Annotated in this window: 24 protein-coding genes; 23 read left to right on the top strand and 1 reads right to left on the bottom strand. The window is 60.4% G+C overall.

Features of this window, described 5'->3' with window-relative positions; genetic code table 11:
- Window positions 1-2 precede the first annotated feature (2 nt).
- The 20 genes from DW151_RS05585 (at window position 3) to DW151_RS05490 (ending at window position 19,181) form a co-directional block, all read left to right on the top strand.
- Entirely contained in the window at window positions 3-776 is a 774-nt protein-coding gene (locus DW151_RS05585; protein WP_118334818.1) for an amino acid ABC transporter ATP-binding protein, read from the top strand.
- A 71-nt stretch (window positions 777-847) separates the two neighbouring features.
- A complete protein-coding gene (locus DW151_RS05580) occupies window positions 848-2,332 on the top strand; it encodes a M20/M25/M40 family metallo-hydrolase (protein ID WP_118334816.1) in 1,485 nt (494 codons plus the stop codon).
- Between the two features lie 234 nt (window positions 2,333-2,566).
- Window positions 2,567-3,634, top strand: coding sequence for a peptide chain release factor 1 (prfA, locus tag DW151_RS05575; protein WP_035138783.1), 1,068 nt, complete (start codon window positions 2,567-2,569; stop codon window positions 3,632-3,634).
- Window positions 3,635-4,224: 590 nt separating this feature from the next.
- On the top strand, window positions 4,225-5,481 hold the full coding sequence (locus tag DW151_RS05570; RefSeq protein WP_118334815.1) for a HemK/PrmC family methyltransferase: 1,257 nt from the start codon (window positions 4,225-4,227) through the stop codon (window positions 5,479-5,481).
- Between the two features lie 68 nt (window positions 5,482-5,549).
- Window positions 5,550-5,735 carry a type II toxin-antitoxin system HicA family toxin gene (locus DW151_RS10910; protein ID WP_118334813.1) on the top strand — a complete coding sequence of 62 codons (186 nt, stop codon included), beginning with the start codon at window positions 5,550-5,552 and terminating at the stop codon, window positions 5,733-5,735.
- Window positions 5,736-5,746: 11 nt separating this feature from the next.
- On the top strand, window positions 5,747-6,193 hold the full coding sequence (locus tag DW151_RS05560; RefSeq protein WP_158571658.1) for a type II toxin-antitoxin system HicB family antitoxin: 447 nt from the start codon (window positions 5,747-5,749) through the stop codon (window positions 6,191-6,193).
- A 134-nt stretch (window positions 6,194-6,327) separates the two neighbouring features.
- A complete protein-coding gene (locus tag DW151_RS05555; RefSeq protein WP_118237612.1) occupies window positions 6,328-7,071 on the top strand; it encodes an L-threonylcarbamoyladenylate synthase in 744 nt (247 codons plus the stop codon).
- A 13-nt stretch (window positions 7,072-7,084) separates the two neighbouring features.
- Entirely contained in the window at window positions 7,085-8,626 is a 1,542-nt protein-coding gene (gene glpK, locus DW151_RS05550) for a glycerol kinase GlpK (RefSeq protein WP_089573103.1), read from the top strand.
- Window positions 8,627-8,749: 123 nt separating this feature from the next.
- A complete protein-coding gene (upp, locus tag DW151_RS05545) occupies window positions 8,750-9,397 on the top strand; it encodes a uracil phosphoribosyltransferase (RefSeq protein WP_040359658.1) in 648 nt (215 codons plus the stop codon).
- A 280-nt stretch (window positions 9,398-9,677) separates the two neighbouring features.
- Entirely contained in the window at window positions 9,678-9,989 is a 312-nt protein-coding gene (locus DW151_RS05540; protein WP_035138788.1) for a hypothetical protein, read from the top strand.
- Between the two features lie 3 nt (window positions 9,990-9,992).
- The gene (atpB, locus tag DW151_RS05535) at window positions 9,993-10,796 is read left to right on the top strand and encodes a F0F1 ATP synthase subunit A (RefSeq protein ID WP_022094263.1); all 804 of its coding nucleotides are present in this window, start codon (window positions 9,993-9,995) and stop codon (window positions 10,794-10,796) included.
- A gap of 124 nt (window positions 10,797-10,920) precedes the next feature.
- Window positions 10,921-11,115, top strand: a complete 195-nt coding sequence (locus DW151_RS05530) for an ATP synthase subunit C (RefSeq protein WP_022094262.1) — start codon at window positions 10,921-10,923, stop codon at window positions 11,113-11,115.
- Window positions 11,116-11,130: 15 nt separating this feature from the next.
- Window positions 11,131-11,733 carry a F0F1 ATP synthase subunit B gene (gene atpF / locus DW151_RS05525; RefSeq protein WP_006235712.1) on the top strand — a complete coding sequence of 201 codons (603 nt, stop codon included), beginning with the start codon at window positions 11,131-11,133 and terminating at the stop codon, window positions 11,731-11,733.
- Complete coding sequence (locus DW151_RS05520; protein WP_006235713.1) at window positions 11,723-12,199, top strand: FoF1 ATP synthase subunit delta; 477 nt, start codon at window positions 11,723-11,725, stop codon at window positions 12,197-12,199. Before atpF ends, DW151_RS05520 begins: the two co-directional genes overlap by 11 nt.
- Window positions 12,199-13,797: a F0F1 ATP synthase subunit alpha gene (atpA, locus tag DW151_RS05515; RefSeq protein ID WP_035138794.1), complete on the top strand. Its 1,599-nt coding sequence runs from the start codon at window positions 12,199-12,201 to the stop codon at window positions 13,795-13,797. The genes DW151_RS05520 and atpA overlap by 1 nt, the downstream gene beginning before the upstream one ends.
- A 5-nt stretch (window positions 13,798-13,802) precedes the next feature.
- Window positions 13,803-14,711, top strand: coding sequence for an ATP synthase F1 subunit gamma (gene atpG, locus DW151_RS05510; protein WP_006235716.1), 909 nt, complete (start codon window positions 13,803-13,805; stop codon window positions 14,709-14,711).
- Window positions 14,711-16,165, top strand: coding sequence for a F0F1 ATP synthase subunit beta (gene atpD, locus DW151_RS05505; RefSeq protein ID WP_055286334.1), 1,455 nt, complete (start codon window positions 14,711-14,713; stop codon window positions 16,163-16,165). The genes atpG and atpD overlap by 1 nt, the downstream gene beginning before the upstream one ends.
- A gap of 3 nt (window positions 16,166-16,168) precedes the next feature.
- Window positions 16,169-16,561 carry an ATP synthase F1 subunit epsilon gene (atpC, locus tag DW151_RS05500; RefSeq protein WP_006235718.1) on the top strand — a complete coding sequence of 131 codons (393 nt, stop codon included), beginning with the start codon at window positions 16,169-16,171 and terminating at the stop codon, window positions 16,559-16,561.
- 88 nt (window positions 16,562-16,649) lie between these two features.
- Window positions 16,650-17,933, top strand: coding sequence for a UDP-N-acetylglucosamine 1-carboxyvinyltransferase (gene murA, locus DW151_RS05495; protein WP_089573101.1), 1,284 nt, complete (start codon window positions 16,650-16,652; stop codon window positions 17,931-17,933).
- A gap of 12 nt (window positions 17,934-17,945) precedes the next feature.
- Window positions 17,946-19,181 (top strand): LCP family protein, encoded by a 1,236-nt coding sequence (locus DW151_RS05490; RefSeq protein WP_118334810.1) that lies wholly within the window; start codon window positions 17,946-17,948, stop codon window positions 19,179-19,181.
- A gap of 397 nt (window positions 19,182-19,578) precedes the next feature.
- On the opposite strand, the gene pepT is transcribed toward DW151_RS05490, so the two are convergent.
- On the bottom strand, window positions 19,579-20,826 hold the full coding sequence (pepT, locus tag DW151_RS05485) for a peptidase T (RefSeq protein ID WP_117766202.1): 1,248 nt from the start codon (window positions 20,824-20,826) through the stop codon (window positions 19,579-19,581).
- Between the two features lie 120 nt (window positions 20,827-20,946).
- On the opposite strand from pepT, the gene DW151_RS05480 reads away from it, so the two are divergent.
- The 3 genes from DW151_RS05480 (at window position 20,947) to DW151_RS05470 (ending at window position 23,832) form a co-directional block, all read left to right on the top strand.
- Window positions 20,947-21,369, top strand: a complete 423-nt coding sequence (locus tag DW151_RS05480) for a metal-dependent transcriptional regulator (protein WP_035138800.1) — start codon at window positions 20,947-20,949, stop codon at window positions 21,367-21,369.
- Window positions 21,370-21,379: 10 nt separating this feature from the next.
- The gene (locus tag DW151_RS05475; RefSeq protein WP_117766200.1) at window positions 21,380-22,273 is read left to right on the top strand and encodes a homocysteine S-methyltransferase family protein; all 894 of its coding nucleotides are present in this window, start codon (window positions 21,380-21,382) and stop codon (window positions 22,271-22,273) included.
- A gap of 158 nt (window positions 22,274-22,431) precedes the next feature.
- Complete coding sequence (locus DW151_RS05470; RefSeq protein WP_117766198.1) at window positions 22,432-23,832, top strand: phosphoglucomutase/phosphomannomutase family protein; 1,401 nt, start codon at window positions 22,432-22,434, stop codon at window positions 23,830-23,832.
- Window positions 23,833-23,947: the final 115 nt, after the last annotated feature.

Genomic DNA, 23,947 nt, shown 5'->3' with positions numbered 1-23,947 from the left:
CCATGACTCAGAATAACTCCGCGGTCGCAGACGCTTGCGAGCCGCTTATCCGCGTCGAGGGCCTGCGCAAGAGCTTTGGCTCACTCGAGGTGCTCAAGGGCATCGATCTGTCCATCAATCCCGGCGAGGTCGTCACCATCATCGGCGCCTCAGGCTCGGGCAAGTCGACGTTTCTGCGCTGCCTTAACCTGCTCGAGACCCCGGACGCGGGCCACATCTGGTTTCACGGCCAAGACCTTACCGCCGAGCGCTGCAACATCAATAAACTGCGCGAGGACATTGGCATGGTGTTCCAGGGCTTCAACCTGTTCAACAACATGGACGTGCTCGACAACTGTACGCTCGCGCCCGTTATGCTCAAAAAGATGAGCAAGGCCGAGGCCGAAAAGGTCGCGACGGAGCATCTGGCGAGCGTGGGACTCGAAAAGTTCGCGCACGCCGCCGTGGGCCGCCTGTCCGGTGGTCAAAAACAGCGCGTGGCCATTGCCCGTGCCCTGTGCATGAATCCGCAGATCATGCTGTTTGACGAGCCGACCTCCGCACTCGACCCCGAGATCGTGGGAGAGGTGCTCGAGGTCATGCGCAAGCTCGCGGCCGACGGTATGACCATGGTTGTCGTCACGCACGAGATGGCCTTTGCCCGCACGGTGTCCGACCGCGTGGTCTTTATGGACAAGGGCGTGGTGCTCGAGGACGCCGCGCCGGCCGAGCTCTTCGGCAACCCCAAACACCAGCGCACTCGCGAGTTCCTCTCTCGCTATCTCGAAGACAAATAACCGGCGCAAACGCTTACGTTGCAGGGCCGCTCCCGTGGGGCGGCCTTTGTCGTCACAATCGAAAGGATGTCATGGCCGAGGTTTGGCGCTTCTTTGCGCATGAGGACGATTTTGCCGATCTGGACGAGGCCAGCGCGTGCGAGCGCCTGGGCCGCGTGCTGTCGTTTCCGACCGTCTCGAGCATGGATGCCGAGGCGGTGGACTGGCAGCCCTTCGATGACCTGCGCGCCTATATGCAGCAGGCCTGGCCGCGCGTGTTTGCGGCGGGCGAGGTCGAGCTTATCGATCATTCGCTGCTGGTGACGCTTGGCGGTTCCGACCCCGCCCTCAAACCCGTCATGCTCATGGGCCACATGGACGTGGTCCCCGTGGTGCCGGATACCGAGGCCGACTGGACACATGCCCCCTTTAGCGGGCACGTGGACGACACCTACATCTGGGGCCGCGGCGCGATCGACATGAAGGATCAGGTCGCAGGCATTCTCGAGGCTGTCGAGTATGCGCTGGCGCACGGTTGGCAGCACGAGCGCACGCTGCTCCTGGCCTTTGGCCAGGACGAGGAGACTACGCAGTACGGAGCAGGCGCCATCGGCCGTGCGCTCAAGGGGCGCGGCATTGAGCTTGAGTACCTGATCGACGAGGGTGACTACCGCATCGTTCCGGCTGCCGAGTATAGCGCGGGCGAGGGTTGGCTCATGCACGCCGACCTGGCTGAGAAAGGTTATGCCGACATTGTGCTCAAGACAAAGAGCGCGGGCGGGCATTCTTCCAACCCCTACGGCGACACGTCGCTTGAGGTGCTCAGCCGTGCCATCACCGCAATCTGCGATATCGAGTGGCCGACGCGCGTGACCGATCCGCTTGCCGCCCAACTCGTCGAGTTGGGGCTCTACACGGCCGATGAAATTGCCGCCAACGGGGACGCCATTGTCCGTGATTGCCTCGCCAGCAAAAAGCTCTATCCGCTGGTGACGACTACCTGCGCGCCCACGCAGATCGAGGGTGGCAGCACCGGCGCCAACGTAATGCCGCAGGATATGTGGGCCAACATCAACTTCCGCATGCTCGAGGGCACGAGCGTGGCCGATGTCGCTGCTCGCTGCCGCGAGGCCGTTGCCGCGGCGGGCCTTGCCGGGCGCGTGGAGGTCGAACTCGGCCCCGGCAGCTCCGAGCCTTCGCCGTCTCCGCGTGTCGGCGGGCCGGGGCTCGAGGCCGTCCGTGCCATCGCCGCCCACTATTTCCGTGAGCCTTTGGGGACGGAGGAAAACGGATCATCGGCGGCGGGTGGGGTTCCTGTCAGCATCGTCCCCTCAACCGTGATCGGTGCGACCGACGCTGCCAACTACCAGCACATTTGCCCTGAGTGCATTCGCTTCTCGGCCTTTGTGGTCGACGATGACGAGTGCGAGCGCGGTGTCCACGGTACCAACGAGCGCATCACCCGCCGAGCCTACCTCCAGGGCATCCGTTTTCTCATCTCCCTGCTCCAAACGCTCTTGAATTCGACAAAGCGACAGTCCCTTTGTTGGCCGTTGGGAACGTTCTTAAACGACTAGCCGTTAAGGAACGTCCCCAACGGCTACGTCCGCTCATTCCGTGCGGGTTATATGCAGGTTTGCCTGCGCACGCTATCATGTATGGGTTAGACCGCAACTATGTACCCCATACGCGAAGGGATGCGCATGTATCTGAAGATCGACATGTTCTAGCCGGGCTTACCCCCGCAGTGGCGCCGCGCGCCCCATCAACTCTGCCGATTTTCACCTTCACGCATATAAAGGAGTCCCGCCATGCGCGACAAGCTCGAAAAGATTATCAAGGCCTACGAGGAACTCGAGAAGAAGCTCTCCGACCCGGCCGTCGCCTCCGATATTAAGGAGTTCACGCGTCTCAACAAGGAGTACGCGCACCAGTCTGACCTCATCGCCGCCTCGCGCGAGTACATCGGCGCGCTCGATGACATCGAGGCTGCCAAGGAAATGCTCCACGATACTACCGATGCCGATGAGAAGGAGATGCTCCAGATGGACATCTCCGAAAACGAGGCCAAGCTTCCCCAGCTCGAGGAAGACATTAAGTACATGCTCATCCCAAGCGACCCCAATGACGACAAGAACACCATCGTCGAGATTCGCTCCGCCGCCGGTGGCGACGAGGCGGCCATCTTTGCCGGTGATCTGTACAAGATGTACCAGCGCTTCTGCGAGTCGCGCGGCTGGAAGACCACCGTGCTCGACTCCAGCCCCAGCGAGGCCGGCGGCTTTAAGTCCATCGAGTTCAAGGTCGAGGGTGACCGCGTCTACTCCGTCATGAAGTACGAGTCCGGCGTGCATCGCGTCCAGCGCGTCCCCAAGACCGAGTCCCAGGGTCGCATCCAGACCTCCACGGCAACCGTCGCCGTGCTTCCCGAGGCCGAGGAGATTGACGTCCAGATCAACCAGTCTGACCTGCGCATCGACACCTACTGCGCCTCCGGCCCTGGCGGTCAGTGCGTTAACACCACCTACTCCGCCGTGCGCATCACCCACCTGCCCACCAACACCGTGGTGCAGTCGCAGGAACAGCGCTCCCAGATCCAGAACCGCGAAGTCTGCATGCAGATGCTGCGCGCCCGTCTGTACGAGATGGAGCTCGAGAAGCAGCAGGCAGAGCTCGGTGCCGAGCGCCAGAGCCAGATCGGCCACGGCAATCGTTCCGAGAAGATTCGCACCTACAACCAGCCCCAGGACCGCGTGACCGACCACCGTATCGGTTTCAACTCCACCTACAACGGCGTCCTCCTGGGCGACCAGCTCGGCACCGTCATCGAGGCACTCGCCGCCGCCGAGCGAGCCGAGAAGCTGGCACAAGCTGTTTAAGTTACGGCGTTTTACCAAACGCCGTAACTGCTCGACGCTGCGCGCCGCCCAGAGCGACAATTTGTCATTCAAAAGGCAAGGCATGACCAGAAGGTCTATGCCTTGCCTTTTTCATGCCAACTTGTTCGCTCTGGACGTCGCTCGCTGACATTGCCAAAACATCGGCGTTTCCTTGGTTGTCAAATGATCCGTAGGGAGTCATTGGTGACATTGCCTTGATATTTTATTCAGTCGGCTGTGATGTCATTTGAGCTGCTTACCTGCTTAAGGTAATTGACGGCATAAGTCCGCTATCGAAAATATTGCTCAAAATATCGTTCAAGAAGTCGCGGAGCGATTTTTGATGGGTCGCGCGTCAAGTGATTTGGCAAGTTCTTGGTTAGATATTGGTCAGTTTTGGGGCAACCTTGCCAAAAGCTTGACGGATGCAGATTTAGACGTCGACGAATGAACATTTCGATTGCGATCCAAGCAAAATTCTGGGCTGATTCTCGATAATCGCCTTCAATCGTCCCTTGCCAAGCGCTGGCCTCGCTTACAATCTGCTCCGACATTCGCGCGCCGCCCGGCGCTTAAGAGGGGAGGGCCCCATGGCAAACGAGATCTGGACCATCAAGCGTTGTCTCGAGTGGACCAAGGAGTACCTGGCCGAGCGCGGCGAGGAGCACCCCCGTCTTTCTGCTGAGTGGCTGCTCTGCGCTGCCACGGGTCTGGCACGCATCGACTTATATATGCGCATGGACGAGATGCTTGACGCGACCCAGCTCGAGACCATGCATGCGGCCGTCGTCCGTCGCGCCAAGGGCGAGCCGCTGCAATACATCACCGGCAGCACGCAGTTCCGCATGATCGACGTCGCGTGCGCCCCTGGCGTACTCATTCCGCGTCCCGAGACCGAGATGCTCGTCGAGGAAGTCCTCAATTATCTGGATGCCGAGGTACTGAGCCCCGAGGCTGCCACCCGCCAGCGCGCTGAGCTGCCCTGGAACGACGAGGTCGAGCAGGCGCGCAAGGCCGAAGCTGCATTGGCCGACGAGCGAGCGACAGCCGAGCGCCGTGCCGAAAACTTGACGGCTGCCGACGAGGCGGCGCTGGGTGGCGATGTGCTGGGCAGTCGCGCCTATGCCGAGGAACTGGCTGATCGCGAGGCCGAGGAAGCCGCTGCGCAGGCCGAGGAGGCCGAAGCTGCGGAAGCTGAAGAGCTCGCTGAGCCCGAGCTCGACGAATACGGCATCGCCATCGAAGGTGCCGACCAGGAGACGACCCCGGCGCAGGATGCCGCGGTCGATGCCGCCGACCCCCGCGTCGCCCGCGTTCTCGAGGTCGGCTGCGGCACGGGCTGCATCTCGCTCTCCCTTGCCTGGGAGCGCCGCGGCCACGTCACCTGCACTGCTACCGATATCGAGCCGCGCGCCATCGACCTTGCTACCAAAAACCGCGACGCGCTCGGGCTCACGTCCGATGAGGTCGCCTTCAGCCTCACGAACCTGGTGAGCTCTATCCCCCGCGAGGAATGGGGTACGTTCGACGTGCTCGTCTCCAACCCGCCTTACATCCCGACCGACGTCATGCGCTCACTGCCGCACGAAGTAAAGGACTTTGAGCCCGACCTGGCGCTCGAGGGCGGTGCCGACGGCCTCGATATTTTCCGTCGCCTGCTCAACGCGGCGCCCTATATGCTGCGCGCCGGCGGCCTGTTTGCCTGCGAGCTCTACGAAGGCGCCCTCGACGCCGCCGCCGAGCTCTGCCGCCAGGCGGGTCTTTCGGACGTGCGCATCGTCCGCGACCTTACCGATCGCCCCCGCATCGTCCGAGCCATCGTCACCGAGCCCAAACAGCGCCAGTAATATTTATTAACTGGTTAGCAAAAATTATAAAGTAGTTTATAATTAGGACGGCTGAAAGAGGTCGGCCCATGCAACCTCCTACCTTTCGAGAAATCATTGCCCTACTCAAGCACGATGGATTCGTGAAGGTCGCGCAAGTCGGTAGTCATGCTAAGTATGTTTCTGGTGACCGTGTTGTCACCGTGAACGGCTCTGGTGGTGACCGACCAAAGAAGGGCATGTGGGCAAGTATTCGTCGCCAAGCTGAATGGTAGTTGGAGGCAAAATGAGGCAGCGATTTACCTATGACTGCGTTCTCATAAAGGAAGACGACGGTTACTGCGCCAGCTTCCCGCAGATTCCCGGCGCCTTTGCCGATGGCGATACGCGCGAAGAAGCGATTGCCCATGCCACCGAGGCACTGATGGCGTTTTTGGCCGACGACCTCAACAACGGTTTGGCTCCGGCAGGGTATGAACGCTCGGCCGAGGTCGTGGCCCTTTCAGTCGAAATCGACCACGAGGACGCTCGGGAAGCGGCGTGCCGAACATTTAAAGACGCAGCGCTGGACCTCAAAGTCTCCGCTCCGCGGATTACCGCGCTGGTCAAAGCCGGAAAGCTCGATGTTGAACTCGTCGACGGCCGTCGGATGATAACGATAGACAGCATCGAGCGCTACGCCGCCCAAGAACGCCACGCCGGCAGGCCAAAGAAGTTCGTAGCCGTCCAATAACCCCCTCACTTTCACCGACTACTAGAGCCGCTCACCAAACCAACATGCGCTCTGGGCAAATAGGTTGAACGTTTCGTGCGAGAATGCCCCACAGTAAACAAACTTGCACCAGAGCGTAAGGGGCTGGCATACACATGCAGACGGTCTATCGGGTATACGAGGGAACGCGCGAGCCGCATCGGCTTGCCGTCGAGCGCACGGCCGAGGTGCTCGGCCGCGGCGGCCTGGCTTTGATCCCGACCGAGACCGTCTACGGTGTCGCCGTGGCAGTCAACGCCTTCTCGGACGCCGTGCCCCAAGATACAAGCGAATTCCCATCGTGGCCGCGCGATCCGCAGGCTGCCGTCAATGGCGCCGCAGTTCCTGCGCTCGGCACCGGCTATCGCCGTATCTTCACTCTCAAGCAACGTGAACTCACGCAAACCGTCGCTTGGCTGGTCGATGGCGTCGAAGCACTCGACCGCTATGGCGTGGATATCCCGGAAGATGCCCGCATACTCGCGCGACGATGCTGGCCGGGAGCCCTGACTATCGTGGTCAAGGCAGCCCCCTGCGTGCCGACCTTTATGCGCGCTGCCGACGACACGGTGGCACTTCGCGCTTCGGCCTCGCCCGTGGTGCAGGCGCTCATTCGCGCCTGTGGCAGCCCCCTTGCCTGCACCAGCGCCAACACGCATGGCGCGCCCGCGCCGGCAAGTTTTATCACGGTGGAGGGTCGCATCCTGGAGGGGGTCGATGTTGCCGTCGACGCCGGTGAGACCCCGTGTCGCGACGCCTCGACCATCGTGTCGTTTCAGCACGGCGAGCTCCAGCTCCTGCGCCAAGGCGCACTTCCCGCATCAGAGATCGAACGGGTCCTGTCCGACCCGATGCAATAGAAAGGTTTAAGCGATGTCGTTGAATCTGGGCAGCCTGGGCATGGAAGATGCCTCGTTTGACTTTGGCGGTTCCTACATCATGGCGCTCGACTGCGGCACCACCTCGGTACTTGCGACCATCGTCGACGAGTACGGATGCATCGTCGCGCAGGCACGTCGCAGCGTCAAAACCAGCTTCCCGCGTCCCGGCTGGGTGGAGCAAGACCCCATGGCGGTCCTTGCTAGCCAGATCGCCGTCATGATGGAAGTCCAGTTTAAGAGCGGTATCCACTCCGACCGCATTGCTGCCATCGGCATCTCCAACCAGCGCGAGACCACGGTGGTCTGGGATCGCGTGAGCGGTCAGCCGATCTATAACGCTATCGTATGGCAGTGCCGCCGTACCGCACCTCTGATCGACGAGCTTGTCGAGCAGGGCGCAGAAGGGCTGGTGCGCTCCCGCACGGGACTCACGCTCGACCCGTATTTCTCGGCCTCCAAGGTGCAGTGGATTCTCGACAACGTCGACGGCGCACGCGAAAGCGCGGCGGCGGGCGACCTCATGTTTGGCACCATCGACACCTGGCTCATCTACAACCTCACCGGCGGCCAGGTCTTTGCCACCGACTACACCAATGCCAGCCGCACGGCACTCTTTAATATCCATACGCTCGATTGGGACGACGACCTGCTGGCACTCTTTGACGTTCCACGTTCCATGATGCCCGAGGTTCGCTGGAGCTCGGGCGACTACGGCCGCGTCGCGAGCGACATCATGACCAACATGCCGCCCATCATGGGCGTGGCGGGTGACCAACAGGCGTCGCTGTTCGGCCACTGCTGTTTCCGTCCCGGCCAGACCAAAAACACCTATGGCACGGGTTGCTTTATGCTCATGAACACCGGCGACGAGATCGTCGAATCCAAGAATGGCCTGGTCTCCACCATCGGTATCGCTGCGGACGGCAAAGTCAGCTATGCGCTCGAGGGCTCTATTTTTGCCGCCGGCTCAACGATGAACTGGCTTCGCAACAACATGGGCATCATCTCGAGCGTGAGCGAGTCGGCACAACTCGCCGCTTCGATTAGCGACAACGAGGGCTGCTACTTCGTTCCGGCCTTTGCGGGTTTGGGTGCTCCCTGGTGGGACCCGCATGCTCGCGGTATCGTGTGCGGTCTGACCGGCGCCTCGAGCCGTGCGACCATCGTACGTGCCGCCTGCGAATCCATGGCATATCAGAGCTACGACGTGCTGCGCGCCATGGAGCAGGACGTGGGGCTTTCGATTGAGCGCCTGTCTGTCGATGGCGGTGCCTCGCGCAACGAGTTCATCATGCAATTCCAGGCCGACCTGCTGGATATCCCCGTGCTGCAATGCGAGACGGTGGAGACCACGGCAATCGGTGCCGCGTACTTGGCGGGTCTTGCCGTCGGCTATTGGGAAGACCTGGAAGAGCTGGAGCAAAATGCCCAGATCGTTAGGACCTTCCTTCCCCACATGTCCGCCGAGCGCCGCGAGCAAAACCTTGCGGGCTGGCGTGATGCAGTCAGGCGCTCGCTCAGCACCTCACAGTAGGGCTGCGATGGGCTGCTCGATACAACAAACCGCTAAACTAATGCATGGCGTGCGGCGGCAACATTGCTGCGCGCCTTGTCAGCAAGGCCGTTTTGCGGCCGCAACGAAAGGGGCAATCAATCCATGACCGTCACCTACGATGCGTCCCGTGTGACGCTTGTCGATCACCCGCTCGTCCAGCACAAGCTGTCGATCCTGCGCGACAAAAACACCGGCACCAACCAGTTCCGCCAGCTCGTGCGCGAACTCGCGCTTTTTGACGGCTACGAGGCCATGCGCGACCTGCCTATGGAAGACGTCGAGGTCGAGACCCCCATCACTACCGCCACGTTCAAACAGCTTGCCGGCAAGAAACTCGCCATCGTGCCCATCCTGCGTGCGGGCCTTGGCATGGTCGACGGCATCCTCGACCTGGTGCCCTCCGCTCGCGTGGGTCACATCGGCATGGAGCGCGACGAGGTCACCCACGAGCCGCACGAGTATTACTGCAAGATGCCCAAGGATATCGACCAGCGCATCTGCCTGGTTGTCGACCCCATGCTTGCCACGGGCGGTTCGGCCGAGATGGCCATCAGCTACCTGCGCGAGCGCGGTGTCAAGGACATCCGCATGCTGTGCATCGTCGCGGCCCCCGAGGGCCTCAAGTCGCTGACCGAGAAGGACCCAGATGTGCATATCTATACCTGCGCCATCGACGACCATCTCAACGAGGCTGCCTACATCGTTCCCGGCCTCGGCGACGCCGGCGACCGCATCTACGGCACGCTCTAGTCGCTGGGCTAAACGGCCGCGGCTGCAAATACGAAGAAACGGTGCGCGCGGACGAACAAAAGGCGACCGCGCGCACTCCTGTTAACGGACGTTTTGCCCTGCAGGGTTCGAGAAAAACGTATTACCGTACCTGCGGCATAAAGAAGGTCTTAAGAAAACGAACAGGTGCGTATTAACCGATGCTTTTTCGGTTGTACTTTAGCGATTGGCTCGTACAATAGTCACCAATGTTTGGCGGGAACTGTTCTGTGAAGCGTTAAAAAGGAAAGTGAGGACGCCAGTGTTTCAGATAGCCGATCTGCTCGCTATCGTTGCAGGCGCCATCGCGGGCGCAATTGCCTTCCTTCCCTTTGTCTTTACGCTCAAGCCGGTTCTTGACGATAAACAGAATGCGGACATGCTCAAGGGTATGGTGAGTCTGGCGGTCTCGGCAATCGCCCTGCTCGTCTTTACCTTGGTTGTGTTTGTGTTGTTCGGAGAGGCATTTCGCATGTTCCTCCTGGGCGAGGCGATCGGCTTCGTGGCCTTTATGGCCGCCTGCGCGGTTCGTGTCGCCAAGGCGCTGCGAGATCCTCATGAGGTCGAAAGGTAAGTCGTGGAAATTTTTGAAAAGCTGCCTGATGAGATTAATCATCTGGTCAGCGAGTTCAGCTCCACCCCTGTCGTGGGCGATCTGAGCTGCGGCATCACGCAGTACTCGTTTTGGCTGATCGTCTCCACGATCGTGCTCCTGATCGTCCTGGCCGTGTTCAAGAAGAAGCAGACCCTGGTTCCCAAGGGCTTCTTCGTCAACGGTTTCGAGTACATCATCGAGTACGTCGAGAACGATATCGGCAAGGGTGTCGTGGGTGAGAACTGGAAGAAGCACTTCCCGTTCCTGTGCTCGCTTTTCCTGTTCATCCTGATCAATAACATGATCGGCCTGATTCCGGGAATGAAGCCCGGCACCGGCGCAATCGGCTCCACCGCCGCACTCGCCATTTTCGCCTTCGTGTACTTCATCTACTACGGATGCAAGGCTCACGGCGTGATCGGCTACATCAAGAGCCTCGCCCCGCAGGGCGTGAGCTTCCCGATGAACGTGCTCGTGTGGGTCGTCGAGCTTTTCTCGACCTTCCTGCGCCTCATCACGCTCGCCGTCCGTCTGTTCTGCAACATGTTCGCAGGACACGTGGTCATGGGCTCGTTCGCCATCATGGCGAGCATGTTCATGCAGCCGCTGCTTCAGCAGGTTTCCGCGGCCCACGCCGTTGGCGCCCTGCCTTCGCTGGCCTGGCTTGCCATCCTCATCCTGATCTATGCGATCGAGCTTGTGGTCGGCGCCATCCAGGCTTACGTCTTCACGGTCCTTACCGCCGTGTATGTCTCCGAGGCAGAGGAGGTCGCGGAGGAGGAGTAGTCTTCCGTTCGCGCCTTAAAGGTAAGGCAATTCGTTAAACCGCCGGTGCCCGTACCCATGGAGCCCGGCAGTTATAAAAAGGTTATCCTGCGTGAAATAAGACACGCACGACAAAGGAGGAATCGTGGGAGTTATCGGTTACGGTCTCGGTGTTATCGGCGCTGGTCTTGCTATCGGCCTGTCTGCTCTGGGTGCTACGGGTGCTATGGCCCGTCAGCCTGAGGTCCAGGGCCGCGTGTTCACCGTCTTCATTATGGGCTCCGCCTTCGGCGAGGCTCTGGCTCTGATCGGCTTCGTTGTCGCGCTGATCGTTAAATAGCACGGAGCGTCAAGTATGAATCTTTCATCCCAGAAGAGCGCGATCGCACTCTCCGCGTCCGCGGCCGCGCTGCTCATGCCGGTTTCCGCGTTCGCCGAGGACGGCGCTGCCGGTGCGGACATCCTCATCCCTAAGATGGCGGAGTTCATCCCGGCGCTTATCGCCTTCCTGATTATCTGGATCGTGCTGGCCAAGGTCGCCCTGCCGGGCATCATGAAAACCATGGAGGAGCGCGGCAAGAAGATCGAGGAGAGCCTCGACGAGGCCGAGAAGACCAAGCAGGAGGCTATCGCCAAGCGCGCTGAGTCCGACTCGATCGTCACCGACGCCCGTCGTCAGGCTGCCGACATCGTTCTCGAGGCCCGTAAGGACGCCGAGTCCGAGCGCGCCCGTATCATCGAGGCTGCTCACAAGGAGGCCGAGGAGATCATCGCCAAGGCCCATACGACCGTCGAGGACGAGCGCAAGTCCATTTACGCCGGTGCCGCGAGCTCCATCGCCGACCTGTCCGTTGCCGTCGCCACCAAGATCGTGGGCGAGGCACTCGAGGACGATGCCGAGCAGAAGAAGCTCATCGAGCGCTACATCCAGGAAGCAGGTAGCCTGAATGCCGACTAGCCGCTATCAGGACAAGGTGCTCGAGACCTACGCGCGCTCCCTTCTGGAAGCCGCTAAGGCCGAGAACCATGTGTTCGAGGACCTCGAGATGATCGAGCGCTTGGCTTCTGCCAGCCCCGAGATCATCGCCGTGCTCGACACCATGTCCAAGCGCGACCAGCTCGACCTTCTTCCCAAGGTGGCAGCTGCCTTTAAGTATGTTGCCGAGGAAGACGAGGATGTAGTGGGCGTGACCGTCACCACGGCGATCCCGCTCGACGACGAGCTGCGTCAAACCATCACTAAGAAATGCGAGCAGGACTTCGGCCGCAAGGTATTCCTTATCGAGCAGGTTGACCCGTCTATCGTGGGCGGCCTGGTGCTCGAGGCCCGCGGCGAGCGTCGTGACATTTCCGTCAAGACGCAGCTGCGCATCGCGCAGGAGACCCTCGCAAACTCTGCTAATTCGTACGGAGGTGAAGCCTAATGTCCGAAACCCTCAATGCCCAGGATATCGCCAAGAAACTGCAGGAGCAGCTCACGAGCCTCTCCGCGACGGTCGATACGCATGAGGTTTCAACGGTCGACGAGGTAGGCGACGGCATCGCGCGCGTCTCCGGCCTCAAGAGCGCCATGGCAGGCGAGCTTCTGGAGTTCAAGAGCTCCGATACCGGTGAGACCGTCTTCGGCCTTGCCCAGAACCTTGACCGTGACGAGGTCGGCGCCGTTCTGTTCGGTGCCGTCGACTCCATCAAGGAAGGCGACGAGTGCCGCACCACTGGCCGCATTATGGATATCCCCGTGAGCCGTGCCATGCTCGGCCGCGTCGTCAATCCGCTCGGCCAGCCCATCGACGGCCTGGGCGACATCGTCGCCACGCACCGTCGCCCCATCGAGTTCAAGGCTCCCGGCGTCATCGATCGTACCCCGGTGTGCGAGCCGGTTCAGACCGGTCTGCTCGCTATCGACTCCATGGTGCCTATTGGCCGCGGTCAGCGTGAGCTCATCATCGGCGACCGTAAGACCGGTAAGACCGCCATCGCCATCGACGCTATCCTCAACCAGCGCGGCAAGGGCATGGTCTGCATCTATGTCGCCATCGGCCAGAAGGCCTCCACGGTTGCCAACATCCGCGAGACCCTCGCTCAGCACGGTGCGCTCGACTACACCATCATCGTTTCGGCCACCGCTGCCGATTCCGCCCCTATGCAGTACATCGCGCCTATGGCCGGTGCCGCTATCGGCGAGTTCTTCATGTACAATGGCGAGGACGGCAAGCCCGCCAGCGAGACCAACCCCGGCGGCCACGTGCTCGTCATCTACGACGACCTGTCCAAGCAGGCTGTGGCCTACCGTCAGATGTCGCTGACGCTGCATCGTCCGCCCGGACGCGAGGCCTATCCTGGCGACATCTTCTACCTGCACTCTCGTCTGCTCGAGCGTGCCGTCAAGATGTCCAAGAAGAACGGTTACGGCTCCATGACGGCACTGCCGATCATCGAGACCCAGGACGGCGACGTCTCGGCCTACATTCCGACCAACGTCATTTCCATTACCGATGGTCAGATCTACCTGCAGTCCGAGCTCTTCTTCCAGGGTCAGCGCCCGGCAGTCGACGTGGGCATCTCCGTGTCCCGCGTCGGTGGCGATGCGCAGACCAAGGCTATGAAGCAGGTTGCCGGCAACCTTCGCCTGGACCTCGCTTCGTACCAGGAGCTCGCTGGCTTTACGCAGTTCGGCTCCGACCTCGACGAGGCTACTCAGAAGCAGCTGACCCATGGTGCTCGCATGACCGAGCTCCTGAAGCAGCCGCGTTACAAGCCGTTTGAGGTTGGCGAGCAGATCGTTACGCTGTTCGCTGGCAACGAGGGCTTCCTGGATGACCTGGAGATCGCCGACGTGCTGCCCTTCCGTGCCGAGCTCATCGAGTACATGGACAATGGCTTTGGTTCGCTGCTCGACAAGGTTCGCGCCAAGAAGATCGATGATGACACCAAGGCTGAGCTCTTGCGCGTCATCGGCGACTTCAAGCAGCAGTTCATGGCCAAGCACCATTCGGATGTTTCTGGATCAGAGGAGAACTAAGCCCCATGGCCAACCTTCGCGACATTAAGAAGCGAATCTCCTCGGTTACCACGACCAAGCAGATCACGCGCACGATGGAGATGGTCTCTACGGCCAAGATCCGTCGTGCCCTCGATCGCTCCAAGCAGGCCGAGCCCTATAAGGAGGCGCTGACCGACGTCATGTTGACGGTCGCCGGCGACGCCTCCTGTTCGGGCACCGATCCCATGCTGCAGAAGCATGAGAGCGTCAAGCATGGCCTGATTGTCGTTATTGCCTCGGACCGCGGCCTTGCCGGCGGTTTCAATACGACGGTGGAGCGCACGGCCGAAAAGCTCGCCGCTTCTTGGGCGAACGACGGCATCGAGTGCGAGATCATCGCGTGCGGGCGTAAGCCGGCCACGTATTTCCGTGACCGCGCAAACGTCGTCATGCACTTTGAGGGCAACTCCTCTGAGCCCGATTTCAATCAGGCCCGCATGATCTCCTCTCATATCTGCGATGCGTATCGTGCCGGTGAGCTTGACCGTGTCGAGCTTGTCTACCACCACGCCAAGAACCGCGTGGATCAGGAGCTTCGCGTCGAGCATCTGTTGCCGCTCGACCCCGAGATGATCGCTATGGCCCACGGTCCGCGTAAGAACGAGACCGACGCCCCTAAGCGCATCTCGTCCACGTTCGAGTTCGTGCCCTCTCCCGAGCATGTTCTCGGCAAGCTTGTGCCGTCTTATATCCTGACGGTCATCTACCAGGCCCTGATCGATTCGGCGGCTGCCGAGCAGGGTGCACGCCGCAAGGCCATGCACTCCGCGACGGAAAACGCCACCGCGATCATCTCGACCCTTACCCGCACGTATAGTCGCGTGCGCCAGGCTTCGATCACGACCGAGATTAACGAGATCGTCGGCGGAGCCTCAGCATTGGAGGAACAGTAATGGCTAATAACACCGTAAAGCTTGCGGTCGAGGAAGCCACCAAGAAGACGACTGCCGGTGATGGTCGCATCGTGCGAATCATCGGCCCTGTCGTCGACGTCAAGTTTGACGGCGCGGTGCCCCCGATCTACAACGCGCTCACGGTCGAGGCCGAGACCCCGATCGGTCATCTGAGCACGATCCTCGAGGTCGAGAGCCAGCTTCCGGGCGGCGTCGTCCGCACGGTCGCCATGTCCTCGACCGACGGCCTGCAGCGCGGCCTCATCGCCACCGATACCGGTGAGCCCATGAAGATGCCCGTTGGTCCCAAGACGCTCGGTCGCATTTGGAACGTCATGGGCAAGCCCGTCGACGGCAAGCCCATGCCCGAGGTGGAGGAGTTCTACCCCATCCACCATGCAGCGCCCCGCTTTGACGAGCTCACCACCAAGACCGAGATCTTCGAGACCGGCATCAAGGCCGTCGACCTGCTCGAGCCCTACATCCGTGGCGGCAAGACCGGCCTGTTCGGCGGCGCCGGCGTCGGCAAGACCGTTCTGATTCAGGAGCTCATCAACAACCTCGCCCAGGAGCACGGCGGCACCTCGGTGTTCACCGGCGTCGGCGAGCGTACCCGCGAGGGCACCGACCTTTATCTCGAGATGAGCGAGTCTGGCGTTATCGACAAGACCTGCTTGGTCTATGGTCAGATGAACGAGCCGCCCGGAGCGCGTCTGCGCATCGGTCTGGCCGGCCTTACCACCGCTGAGTACTTCCGCGATCGCGGCCAGGACGTTCTGCTGTTCATCGACAACATCTTCCGCTTCTCCCAGGCGGGTTCCGAGGTTTCCGCACTGCTGGGCCGTATGCCGTCCGCCGTTGGTTACCAGCCCACGCTGGCAACCGAGATGGGCGACCTCCAGGAGCGCATTACCTCGACCAAGACGGGCTCCATTACCTCCGTCCAGGCTGTCTACGTCCCCGCAGACGACCTGACCGACCCGGCGCCTGCCACGACGTTTACTCACCTCGATGCCACCACGGTTCTTTCGCGTAGCATTTCGTCGCTCGGCCTGTTTCCGGCTATCGACCCGCTTGCGTCTTCCTCCGACGCTCTCGATCCCTCGATCGTTGGCGAGGAGCACTACCGTGTCGCCGTCAAGGTCCAGGAGCTCCTGCAGGAGTACTCCGACCTTCAGGACATCATCGCCATTCTGGGTATGGACGAGCTGTCCGAGGAGCAGCGCCTTACGGTCAACCGTGCCCGTAAGATTCAGCAGTTCCTCTCGCAGTCCTTCCACGTCGCCGAGAAGTTCACCGGCAACCCCGGTGTCTACGTCCGCGTCGAGGATACCGTCCGCTCCTTCGCCGAGATTGTCGACGGCAAGGCCGATGACCTGCCCGAGCAGGCTTTCCGCTATGCTTCCACGATTGAGGACGTGCGCGAGCGCGCCCGCAAGATGGGGGAGAAGTAGGTTATGCGTATCCGCATCGTGTGCCCCGTGAGCTGCGCCTATGAGGGCGACGCTGCGTTTGTGTCGATTCCGTCCACGGATGGCGAGTTTGGCGTCCTGCCTGCTCACTCCAGCGAGATCTGCACGATCGACCGCGGTTACGTTCGCGTTTCCGATAAGGCCATGGGCACTGTCGACCACACGTTTGCCGTGGCCGGCGGCTATGCCCAGGTTGCGGACGATGTCGTGACCGTTCTCGCCGAGCGCGCTTGCGATTTGGCGACCGTCGATGCCGACAAGCTTAAAGCTGATATTCAAGGTTTTGAAGAGAAGCTGGGTAATTTGTCGGAGGATGATGCACGCCGCGCCTACCTCTATAATGAAATCGCATGGTGTAAGCTCAAGCTTGCCCAATAGTCAAACGATTTAGCGTTCGACCATTTGCGAACACATCATGCCCGGGATGGCCCAGCCACCCCGGGCATGCTTTTTGAAAGGGTAGACCTTGGATATTATCCGCGTTGAGGGTGGCCACGCCATCGGAGGCTCCGTGCCCGTCTCGGGCGCCAAGAACTCCGCGCTCAAACTCATGGCGGCAACGCTTCTGGCGCCGGGCAAGACGACGCTGCAGAACGTGCCCGATATTTCCGATGTCCACGTGATGGGCAAGGTGCTCAAGGGCATGGGCGCTACGATCGATGTTCTCGACGAGCACACGCTCGAGATTGATACCTCTCAGGTCGATTCATGGGAGGCCCCCTACGAGCTCGTTGCCAAGATGCGCGCTTCCACCGCCGTCATGGGGCCCCTGCTGGGCCGCTTCCATCGCGCCAAAATTGCCATGCCGGGCGGCTGCAACCTGGGTGCTCGTAAGATCGATATGCACATTCTTGGTCTTGAGGCCCTGGGCGTTGAGTTCGATACCGCCCACGGTTACATCAACGCTAATGCGCCCCAAGGTCTGCGCGGTACCACCGTCACGCTCGAGTTCGCCAGCGTCGGTGCGACCGAGAATCTCATCATGGCCTCTGTGCGCGCACAGGGCACCACGGTTATCGACAATGCCGCCCGCGAGCCCGAGATCGTCGATCTCGCTAACATGCTCAACGAGATGGGCGCCAAGATTGTTGGCGCCGGTACGCCCGTCGTGACTATCGAAGGCGTGGAAGAGCTCCATCCCGTTATCCATCGCGTGGTGGGCGACCGCATCGAGGCCGGTACCTTTATCGTCGCCGGTGCGTTGATGGCGGACGATCGCGGTGTCGATGTCACGGGCTTTTGCCCCATTCATTTGGGCATGGTGCTCAAGAAGATGGAGCTCATGGGTATCGACTGCGAGCGCGTCGAGGATGGCGTCCATGTGAACCGTGCCGAGCGTATCAAGCCGGTCGACATCCAGACGCTTCCGTTCCCCGGTTTCCCGACCGACATGCAGGCGCAGATTATGGTGCTCTCCGCCCTTGCCGACGGCAGTTCCGTTATTACCGAGAACATCTTCGAGAATCGCTTTATGTTTGCCTCTGAGCTGGTGCGCATGGGTGCCGACATTCGTATCGAGAGCCATCATGCCATGATTCATGGCGTCAAGGGCTTCTCGGGTGCACAGGTTACCTCGCCCGATCTGCGCGGCGGAGCGGCCCTCGTCGTAGCGGGCTTGATCGCCGACGGGACGACCGAGGTTTCGGCTATCCATCACATCAAGCGCGGCTACGAGCAGTTTGTCGAAAAGCTGCAGGCGCTCGGCGCGCATGTCGAGCATGCTACCGTCCCCGATCCCGTCATCTACTAATACAGGTTGCCTATGTTTAATAAAAAGCCCCTCGCAGATACCACCACCCGAAGACCCTCAACTGGTGCGCAGGCCAAGATCTACAGTCGCGATAACGTGGCTCGCTATTCCGAGCGCGCTCGCCAACGTAGTCGTAGCCACACGATTCGTCACGTCGCGCTCATTGTCGTGCTTGGCGTGCTGTTGAGTGCCACTACCGCTGCCGGCCTGTGGTTTGCCACCATTATGGGCAAGCTCGGCGATTCTAATGTCATTACCGACAATCTGCGTCGGGTTCTGGTTGACACCGATGAGGCAAAGGATCCGTTCTACGTGCTGCTTCTTGGTACCGACGGCCGTCCGGGCGAGGATACGTATCGTGCCGACTCGATTATCCTGGCACGCATCGACCCCACGCAAAAGCAGGCGACGCTCATTTCCGTTCCGCGCGACACCAAGGTCGAGTACAAGGGCGAGACCATGAAGATCAACGCCTGCCATACCGTTGGCGGCGCCGAGGCCATGGTCGAGGCGGTCAACGAGCTGTGCGGTGTTCAGATTTCCCACTATGCCGAGGTCAGCTTCGACGGTATGCAGGCGCTGATTGATTCGGTTGGCGGTATCGACATTAACGCAACCGATGATGTTGACGACCCCGAGCACCTGGATATTAAGATTACCGCTGGCCAGCAGCATATGGACGGTGCCACCGCCCTTACCTATGCCCGCTGCCGCTACACCTATGCCGACGGCGATTACACGCGCATGCGCCACCAGCGTCAGGTGCTTGGCGCCCTTGCCAACCAGATTCTCAATAACTTCGATGCCACGAAGATCTTTGGCCTGGTTAATTCGCTGTCCGATATGCTCGTAACCGATATGAGCGTTCAGGATATCGTGGCTACGGTCAACGCCATGCGCGGTATGGATGTCGACGGTATCTACTCGGCCAACCTGCCCTCGTACGCCGACGACAGCACCATGATCGACGGTGTGAGCTACGTCTTTGTCTACGAGGACGAGCTCAAGGAAATGATGGAGCGCGTCGATGCTGGCAAGGATCCCAAGGGTCCCAACACCATGGGTCTTTCCGACGGTTCCAGCTCTACGATCGGCGACCTGAACAACAACACGTCTGACGATTACGCAAACGGTACCGCAACCTCATCGGTCAGCTCTGACGATTCCGATGGCTCAAGCGATTCGAGCGATTCGGACTACTACGAACAGCCCACCGGCGACGGCAACGGCTACGAAGCCAATTATTAGGGTTACGCGGGCTTACCAGCCTGTGTAACCAGTTGACGCTGCAAACCCGCCAGAGCGGCAATCTGCCTTTCAACTTCGGCGGCATGATCAAAAGATCAATGCCGCCTCGTTTCAAGGCACCTTGCTCGCTCTGGCGGGTTTTCGCTGTCGTTGCCAAAACATCGGCGTTGCCTTGGTCCGGACTAGTCGTTGGGTAGTCATTGGGGACGTTCTTAGACGACTAGTCAAACAAGAACGTCCCCAATGACTACCCACAAAGCGAGAGTGGATCTCGTCATTTTGCGGCACTTGGGGACGTTCCTTTTCTGCCGGCAGTTAGGGACACTCCCTGTACAAAAACCGCCCCGTCCTCTGTAGAGGACGGGGCGGTTTGTCTTTTAGGCTTGAGCGGCCAGGCTTATGCAAAGCGGGCGACGAGCTCCTGGAGCACGTCGGTCATCTTGACGAGCGAACTGACCGGGACAAACTCGTTGACGCCGTGGTAGCAATAGCCGCCGGTGGAAAGGTTGGGGCAGGGCAGACCGCGGAACGACAGCTGCGCGCCGTCGGTGCCGCCGCGAATCGGCAGCACTTGGGGCTCAACGCCGCAGGCAAGGTAGGCTTCCTTGGCAACATCAATAAGCTCGGGATAGTCACGAACGATCTCGGCCATATTTCGATACTGCTGCTTAATCTCGACCGTCACGCGCTTGTCACCCAAGCGCTGGTTGAGCATCGAGGCGGCGGCATCAATAAGGTCGAGTTTCTGCTGGAACTTGGCTGCGTCATGGTCGCGGACGATATAGCGCGCTGTGGCGTGATCGACGGTTGCAGATACACCCTCAAGGTGATAAAAGCCCTCGTAGCCTTCCGTATACTCCGGGCGCTGCACGTAGGGGAGCAACGCGTTGAAGTCGCAGAACAGATTGCCTGCGTTAACCATACGGCCTTTGGCGTCGCCCGGGTGGATGGACTGGCCCTCAAAGCAGACGGTCGCCTCAGCGGCATTAAAGCACTCCCACTCCAGCTCGCCGATGGGGCCACCGTCGACCGTGTAGGCATACTTGCAGCCAAAGGTATCGATATCCAACAGCTCGGCTCCGTGGCCGATCTCCTCGTCAGGGCAGAAGCAAATGCCGAGTGCGGGATGGGGCAGAGAAGGGTCCTGAGCGATACGCGCGACAAGCGACATGATCTCGGCGACGCCTGCCTTGTCGTCCGCGCCCAGCAGCGTGGTGCCATCGCTGCAGACCAGGTCCTCACCCGCGAGGTCGTTCAGGGCGGGAAGCTTGGCGGTACTCATGGCAACGGGCTTACCGTCAACCGTGCCGCAGACCAGGTCGCCGCCTTCGTAGTGCACGATGTGCGGCTTCACGCCGGCGCCCGGTGCAACTTCGGTGGTGTCGAGATGGGCGATCAGGCCCAGGGCGGGCTTGTCCTCAGCGCCCACACTTGCGGGGATATGCGCGCAGACATAGGCGTGCTCGGTCACGTGGGCATCTTCCGCACCAAGCTCGCGCAGCTCTTCAGCCAGCACGTTGGCAAGGTCAAACTGAACGGCGCTCGAGGGTACCTGGTCGCAGTTTGCATCCTCGGACTGCGTGTTGATCTGGACGTAGCGCAAAAAGCGCTCGAGGACATCGGGGTTCGTGGTGGTGTTTTCCATAAAGACCGCTCCAATCTTGGTCGTCGTGTGCAACAAGAACTCTAGCACGGTATGCCACGGCATACCGCGACGCTTGGATGGGGTAGAATCAGCCAATGAATGCAGAAGGGACGGAAGATCATGGATACGACAAATAGCTCGCGCGAACTACATCTGACGGTGGCGAACGAAGACTACTTGGAGTGCATGGTTCGCATTGAAAGCGAAGAGGGGGAAACCAACGGCGTGCGATCGGTCGACATCGCGCAGCGCCTTGGCGTCTCCAAGGCATCGGTCAATAAAGCGGTTTCGGCGCTCAAAGCATCCGAACTTGTCGAGCAATCGCACTACGGCAAGGTAGTCCTGACCGATCGCGGCCGCGAGGTTGGTACGGCTATCTGGTACCGTCATCGCCTCATCCGCACGTTTTTGGTTCAGGAGCTTGGTGTCGAATTTGAGCGAGCCGATTCCGAGGCCTGCATGATGGAGCATGCGCTATCCGAGGACACGATGAACCGCTGGCTCGCCTATCTCGAAAAGCAGGGAATCAGCGTCGAGGAATAGCGGGATATATATGGATACGAGTTATTACAACCGCTTTGGTGCCGAGGAACTTACGCGCCGCTTGTCGAGCGAGACCTTGTTGGCGCAGGGCCCCATGGGCAGTGTTCTGTTGAGTGAGTACGATGCCGCCGACATTCCACCGGCGTTTTGGAATCTGGCAGAGCCGCAGACCGTTTCTCGTATTCATCGCTTGTATGTCGCCGCCGGCGCGCAGGTGCTCATTACCAACACCTTTCAGGCATCGAGCTATGCCCTCAAGCACGATCAGATTGCGCCGTCCGTGGCGGAGGTCAATCGCGGGGCCGTCGACGATGCCCGCCAGGCGCACCCTCAGCTGCTACTGGGCTCGATGGGCCCGATCGGTATTGAGTGGTTTGCCGAAGACTCTGTCGAGTATCGTGAAATCCGAGGCATTGCGCGCGAACAGGCGCACGCCTTGCTCAATGCTGGTGTTGACGGTCTGCTGATCGAGACGGTGACGTCTATCCGTAATTTGCAGCCCACGCTTGCCGGCGCCCGAGATGCCGCCGACGGCATGCCTGTCCTGGTGAGTTTTGTCGTTGACGATAAAGGCGACCTGTTGGGCGATGGCCTCAACATCGAGGCAGCCGTTTTGTACGCCGAAAAACACGGCGCAAACTCGGTTGGTGTTAATTGCTGTTCGCTTGCGGCCGCGAACGCGGCGGTGCCCAGGATGGTTGCATCGGCGACTACTCCCGTCACGGTGCGTCCCAACGTAGGCGATCCGGTCCAGACTCAGGATGGCCCCGTATGGCACGAGAACCCCGAAGCTTTCGCGCGCGCATGCATCGAATGGAGACATGCCGGTGCCGCAATGGTGGGCAGTTGCTGTGGAACCACGGCAATCACTACGGCAGCGATGGCCGAGGCGCTCGATATATAAAGGGCAAAACCGCTCCATACGGGGCGGTTTTTTTATTGCCTGCATGTCCTCGGCAGCATTTGCCCAAATGGTGAATGCTGGTACCGGCAGGTTGCCGGGTGCGTGCTGCGGGTATACCTCATGCGTACCATGATCCAAACACTGCGAGGTGTCTGCGCGTGTGCGCGATAATTCATTTTGGAACTGACGGTTGGCGCGCTCGCGTCGATGAGGACTTCACTGCCGATAACGTTGCCCGTATCGCCGATGCCGTCGGCGAGTTGTGGCAAAAGACCAATCCGGGCAAAACGGTATATATAGGGTTCGACACTCGGCCCTTAGCGCGCGAGTTCGCTGAGCTTGCGGCAGGCGTGCTTGCCGCTCACGGATTGGACGCAGTGCTCGCATCTCGGCCTGTTCCGACCCCCGCCCTTACGTGGGCGGCGGCGTATGACGGCGAGGCCTGCGGTGCGCTCATGGTGACGGGATCCCATCATCCGCAGGGGTATCTGTGCCTTAAGCTTCGCATGGGAGATGGCTCGACGGCCAATCAGGATGTCATCGAAGAGCTCGAAGAGACTATGGCCCCCGAGCCGATGGGGATCGAGGAACGCTATCGCACCGCGGATATTATTCCTGACTATATGCAGGCGGTGGCATCGTTTGTCGATGCCGAGGCCATTCGAGCCGCTCACCTGCGTGTGGTAGTTGACCCCATGGGCGGCGCGGCCCAGGGATATCTTGCCGACCTGCTGCGGGAGCTAGGCGTCGAGGTGCACGAGATTCATGCCGGACAGTCGTCCGATCAAGAGGACATTTGCCCCGACCCTGTTGAGCCGTGGGTGGACGCTTGCGAGCGTGCGGTTGTCGAGGACGGGGCGTGCGCAGGCCTGGTGACCGACGGCGATGCCGACCGTATCGGTGCGGTCGACGAACGCGGTAGATATATTCATCCGCATCAAATCATGGCGCTTGTTTTGGGCGACCTCGTTCAATTCCGCAATTTGGAGGGGCGTGTCGTCGTCAATCTCTCGTGCTCGACGCTAGTGCGTCGCATTGCCGAGGCGCTTGGCTGTCGTGTGACCGTTAAGCCGGTCGGTTTCAAATATATAGCTGCAGAGATGAAGAAGGGCGGCGTCCTCATGGGAGGCGAGGAGGCCGGCGGTATCGGCATCGCCGCGCATATGCCTGAGCGTGATGGAATCCTTGCTTGTCTGATTCTGTGTGAGCTTATGGCAAAGACGGGCGCGCCTTTGGGCGTTTTGGTCGATCAGCTCGAGGCCAGTTTTGGTAAGACGAGCTATGGGCGTCGCGATTTGCGCCTTGAGGCCGAAGACGCCGAATCGCTGCGAACGCTGCTTCCTGGCATGAATCCTAAATCGATTTGCGGCAAGGCGCCGCAGGCTGTAAGCCATATGGATGGTTTACGTTTGGCATTCGAGGATGACACCTGGCTGCTGATCCGCCCCAGCGGGACCGAACCGGTGGTTCGCGTATACGCCGAGGGGTTCTCGGTGGAGGAGCGCGATGAGTTGCTCGATGCCGGCTGTGCCTTGGCTAAGGGAGCCTATCAGCTTTAGCCATATGACGCTTCACTATAAAGAGGCCCTCGGTGAGCGGTAGAGAACGGCTGGCAAACGTAAGCAGGGTTTTAATATGTGTAGGAAATGTGTACGCCCAGATTCCCGCCCCCGG

The organism is Collinsella sp. AM13-34 (assembly GCF_003473055.1).
Lineage (GTDB): Bacteria > Actinomycetota > Coriobacteriia > Coriobacteriales > Coriobacteriaceae > Collinsella.
This window is presented reverse-complemented; position numbering and strand designations above follow the sequence as displayed.

What these genes read in the sequence shown, in the direction of transcription:
- DW151_RS05585 (WP_118334818.1), top strand. Translation starts at nt 3, where the DNA reads ATGACTCAGAATAACTCCGCGGTCGCAGACGCTTGCGAGCCGCTTATC.
- DW151_RS05580 (WP_118334816.1), top strand. Translation starts at nt 848, where the DNA reads ATGGCCGAGGTTTGGCGCTTCTTTGCGCATGAGGACGATTTTGCCGAT.
- prfA (WP_035138783.1), top strand. Translation starts at nt 2,567, where the DNA reads ATGCGCGACAAGCTCGAAAAGATTATCAAGGCCTACGAGGAACTCGAG.
- DW151_RS05570 (WP_118334815.1), top strand. Translation starts at nt 4,225, where the DNA reads ATGGCAAACGAGATCTGGACCATCAAGCGTTGTCTCGAGTGGACCAAG.
- DW151_RS10910 (WP_118334813.1), top strand. Translation starts at nt 5,550, where the DNA reads ATGCAACCTCCTACCTTTCGAGAAATCATTGCCCTACTCAAGCACGAT.
- DW151_RS05560 (WP_158571658.1), top strand. Translation starts at nt 5,747, where the DNA reads ATGAGGCAGCGATTTACCTATGACTGCGTTCTCATAAAGGAAGACGAC.
- DW151_RS05555 (WP_118237612.1), top strand. Translation starts at nt 6,328, where the DNA reads ATGCAGACGGTCTATCGGGTATACGAGGGAACGCGCGAGCCGCATCGG.
- glpK (WP_089573103.1), top strand. Translation starts at nt 7,085, where the DNA reads ATGTCGTTGAATCTGGGCAGCCTGGGCATGGAAGATGCCTCGTTTGAC.
- upp (WP_040359658.1), top strand. Translation starts at nt 8,750, where the DNA reads ATGACCGTCACCTACGATGCGTCCCGTGTGACGCTTGTCGATCACCCG.
- atpF (WP_006235712.1), top strand. Translation starts at nt 11,131, where the DNA reads ATGAATCTTTCATCCCAGAAGAGCGCGATCGCACTCTCCGCGTCCGCG.
- DW151_RS05520 (WP_006235713.1), top strand. Translation starts at nt 11,723, where the DNA reads ATGCCGACTAGCCGCTATCAGGACAAGGTGCTCGAGACCTACGCGCGC.
- atpA (WP_035138794.1), top strand. Translation starts at nt 12,199, where the DNA reads ATGTCCGAAACCCTCAATGCCCAGGATATCGCCAAGAAACTGCAGGAG.
- atpG (WP_006235716.1), top strand. Translation starts at nt 13,803, where the DNA reads ATGGCCAACCTTCGCGACATTAAGAAGCGAATCTCCTCGGTTACCACG.
- atpD (WP_055286334.1), top strand. Translation starts at nt 14,711, where the DNA reads ATGGCTAATAACACCGTAAAGCTTGCGGTCGAGGAAGCCACCAAGAAG.
- atpC (WP_006235718.1), top strand. Translation starts at nt 16,169, where the DNA reads ATGCGTATCCGCATCGTGTGCCCCGTGAGCTGCGCCTATGAGGGCGAC.
- DW151_RS05490 (WP_118334810.1), top strand. Translation starts at nt 17,946, where the DNA reads ATGTTTAATAAAAAGCCCCTCGCAGATACCACCACCCGAAGACCCTCA.
- pepT (WP_117766202.1), bottom strand. Translation starts at nt 20,826, where the DNA reads ATGGAAAACACCACCACGAACCCCGATGTCCTCGAGCGCTTTTTGCGC.
- DW151_RS05480 (WP_035138800.1), top strand. Translation starts at nt 20,947, where the DNA reads ATGGATACGACAAATAGCTCGCGCGAACTACATCTGACGGTGGCGAAC.
- DW151_RS05475 (WP_117766200.1), top strand. Translation starts at nt 21,380, where the DNA reads ATGGATACGAGTTATTACAACCGCTTTGGTGCCGAGGAACTTACGCGC.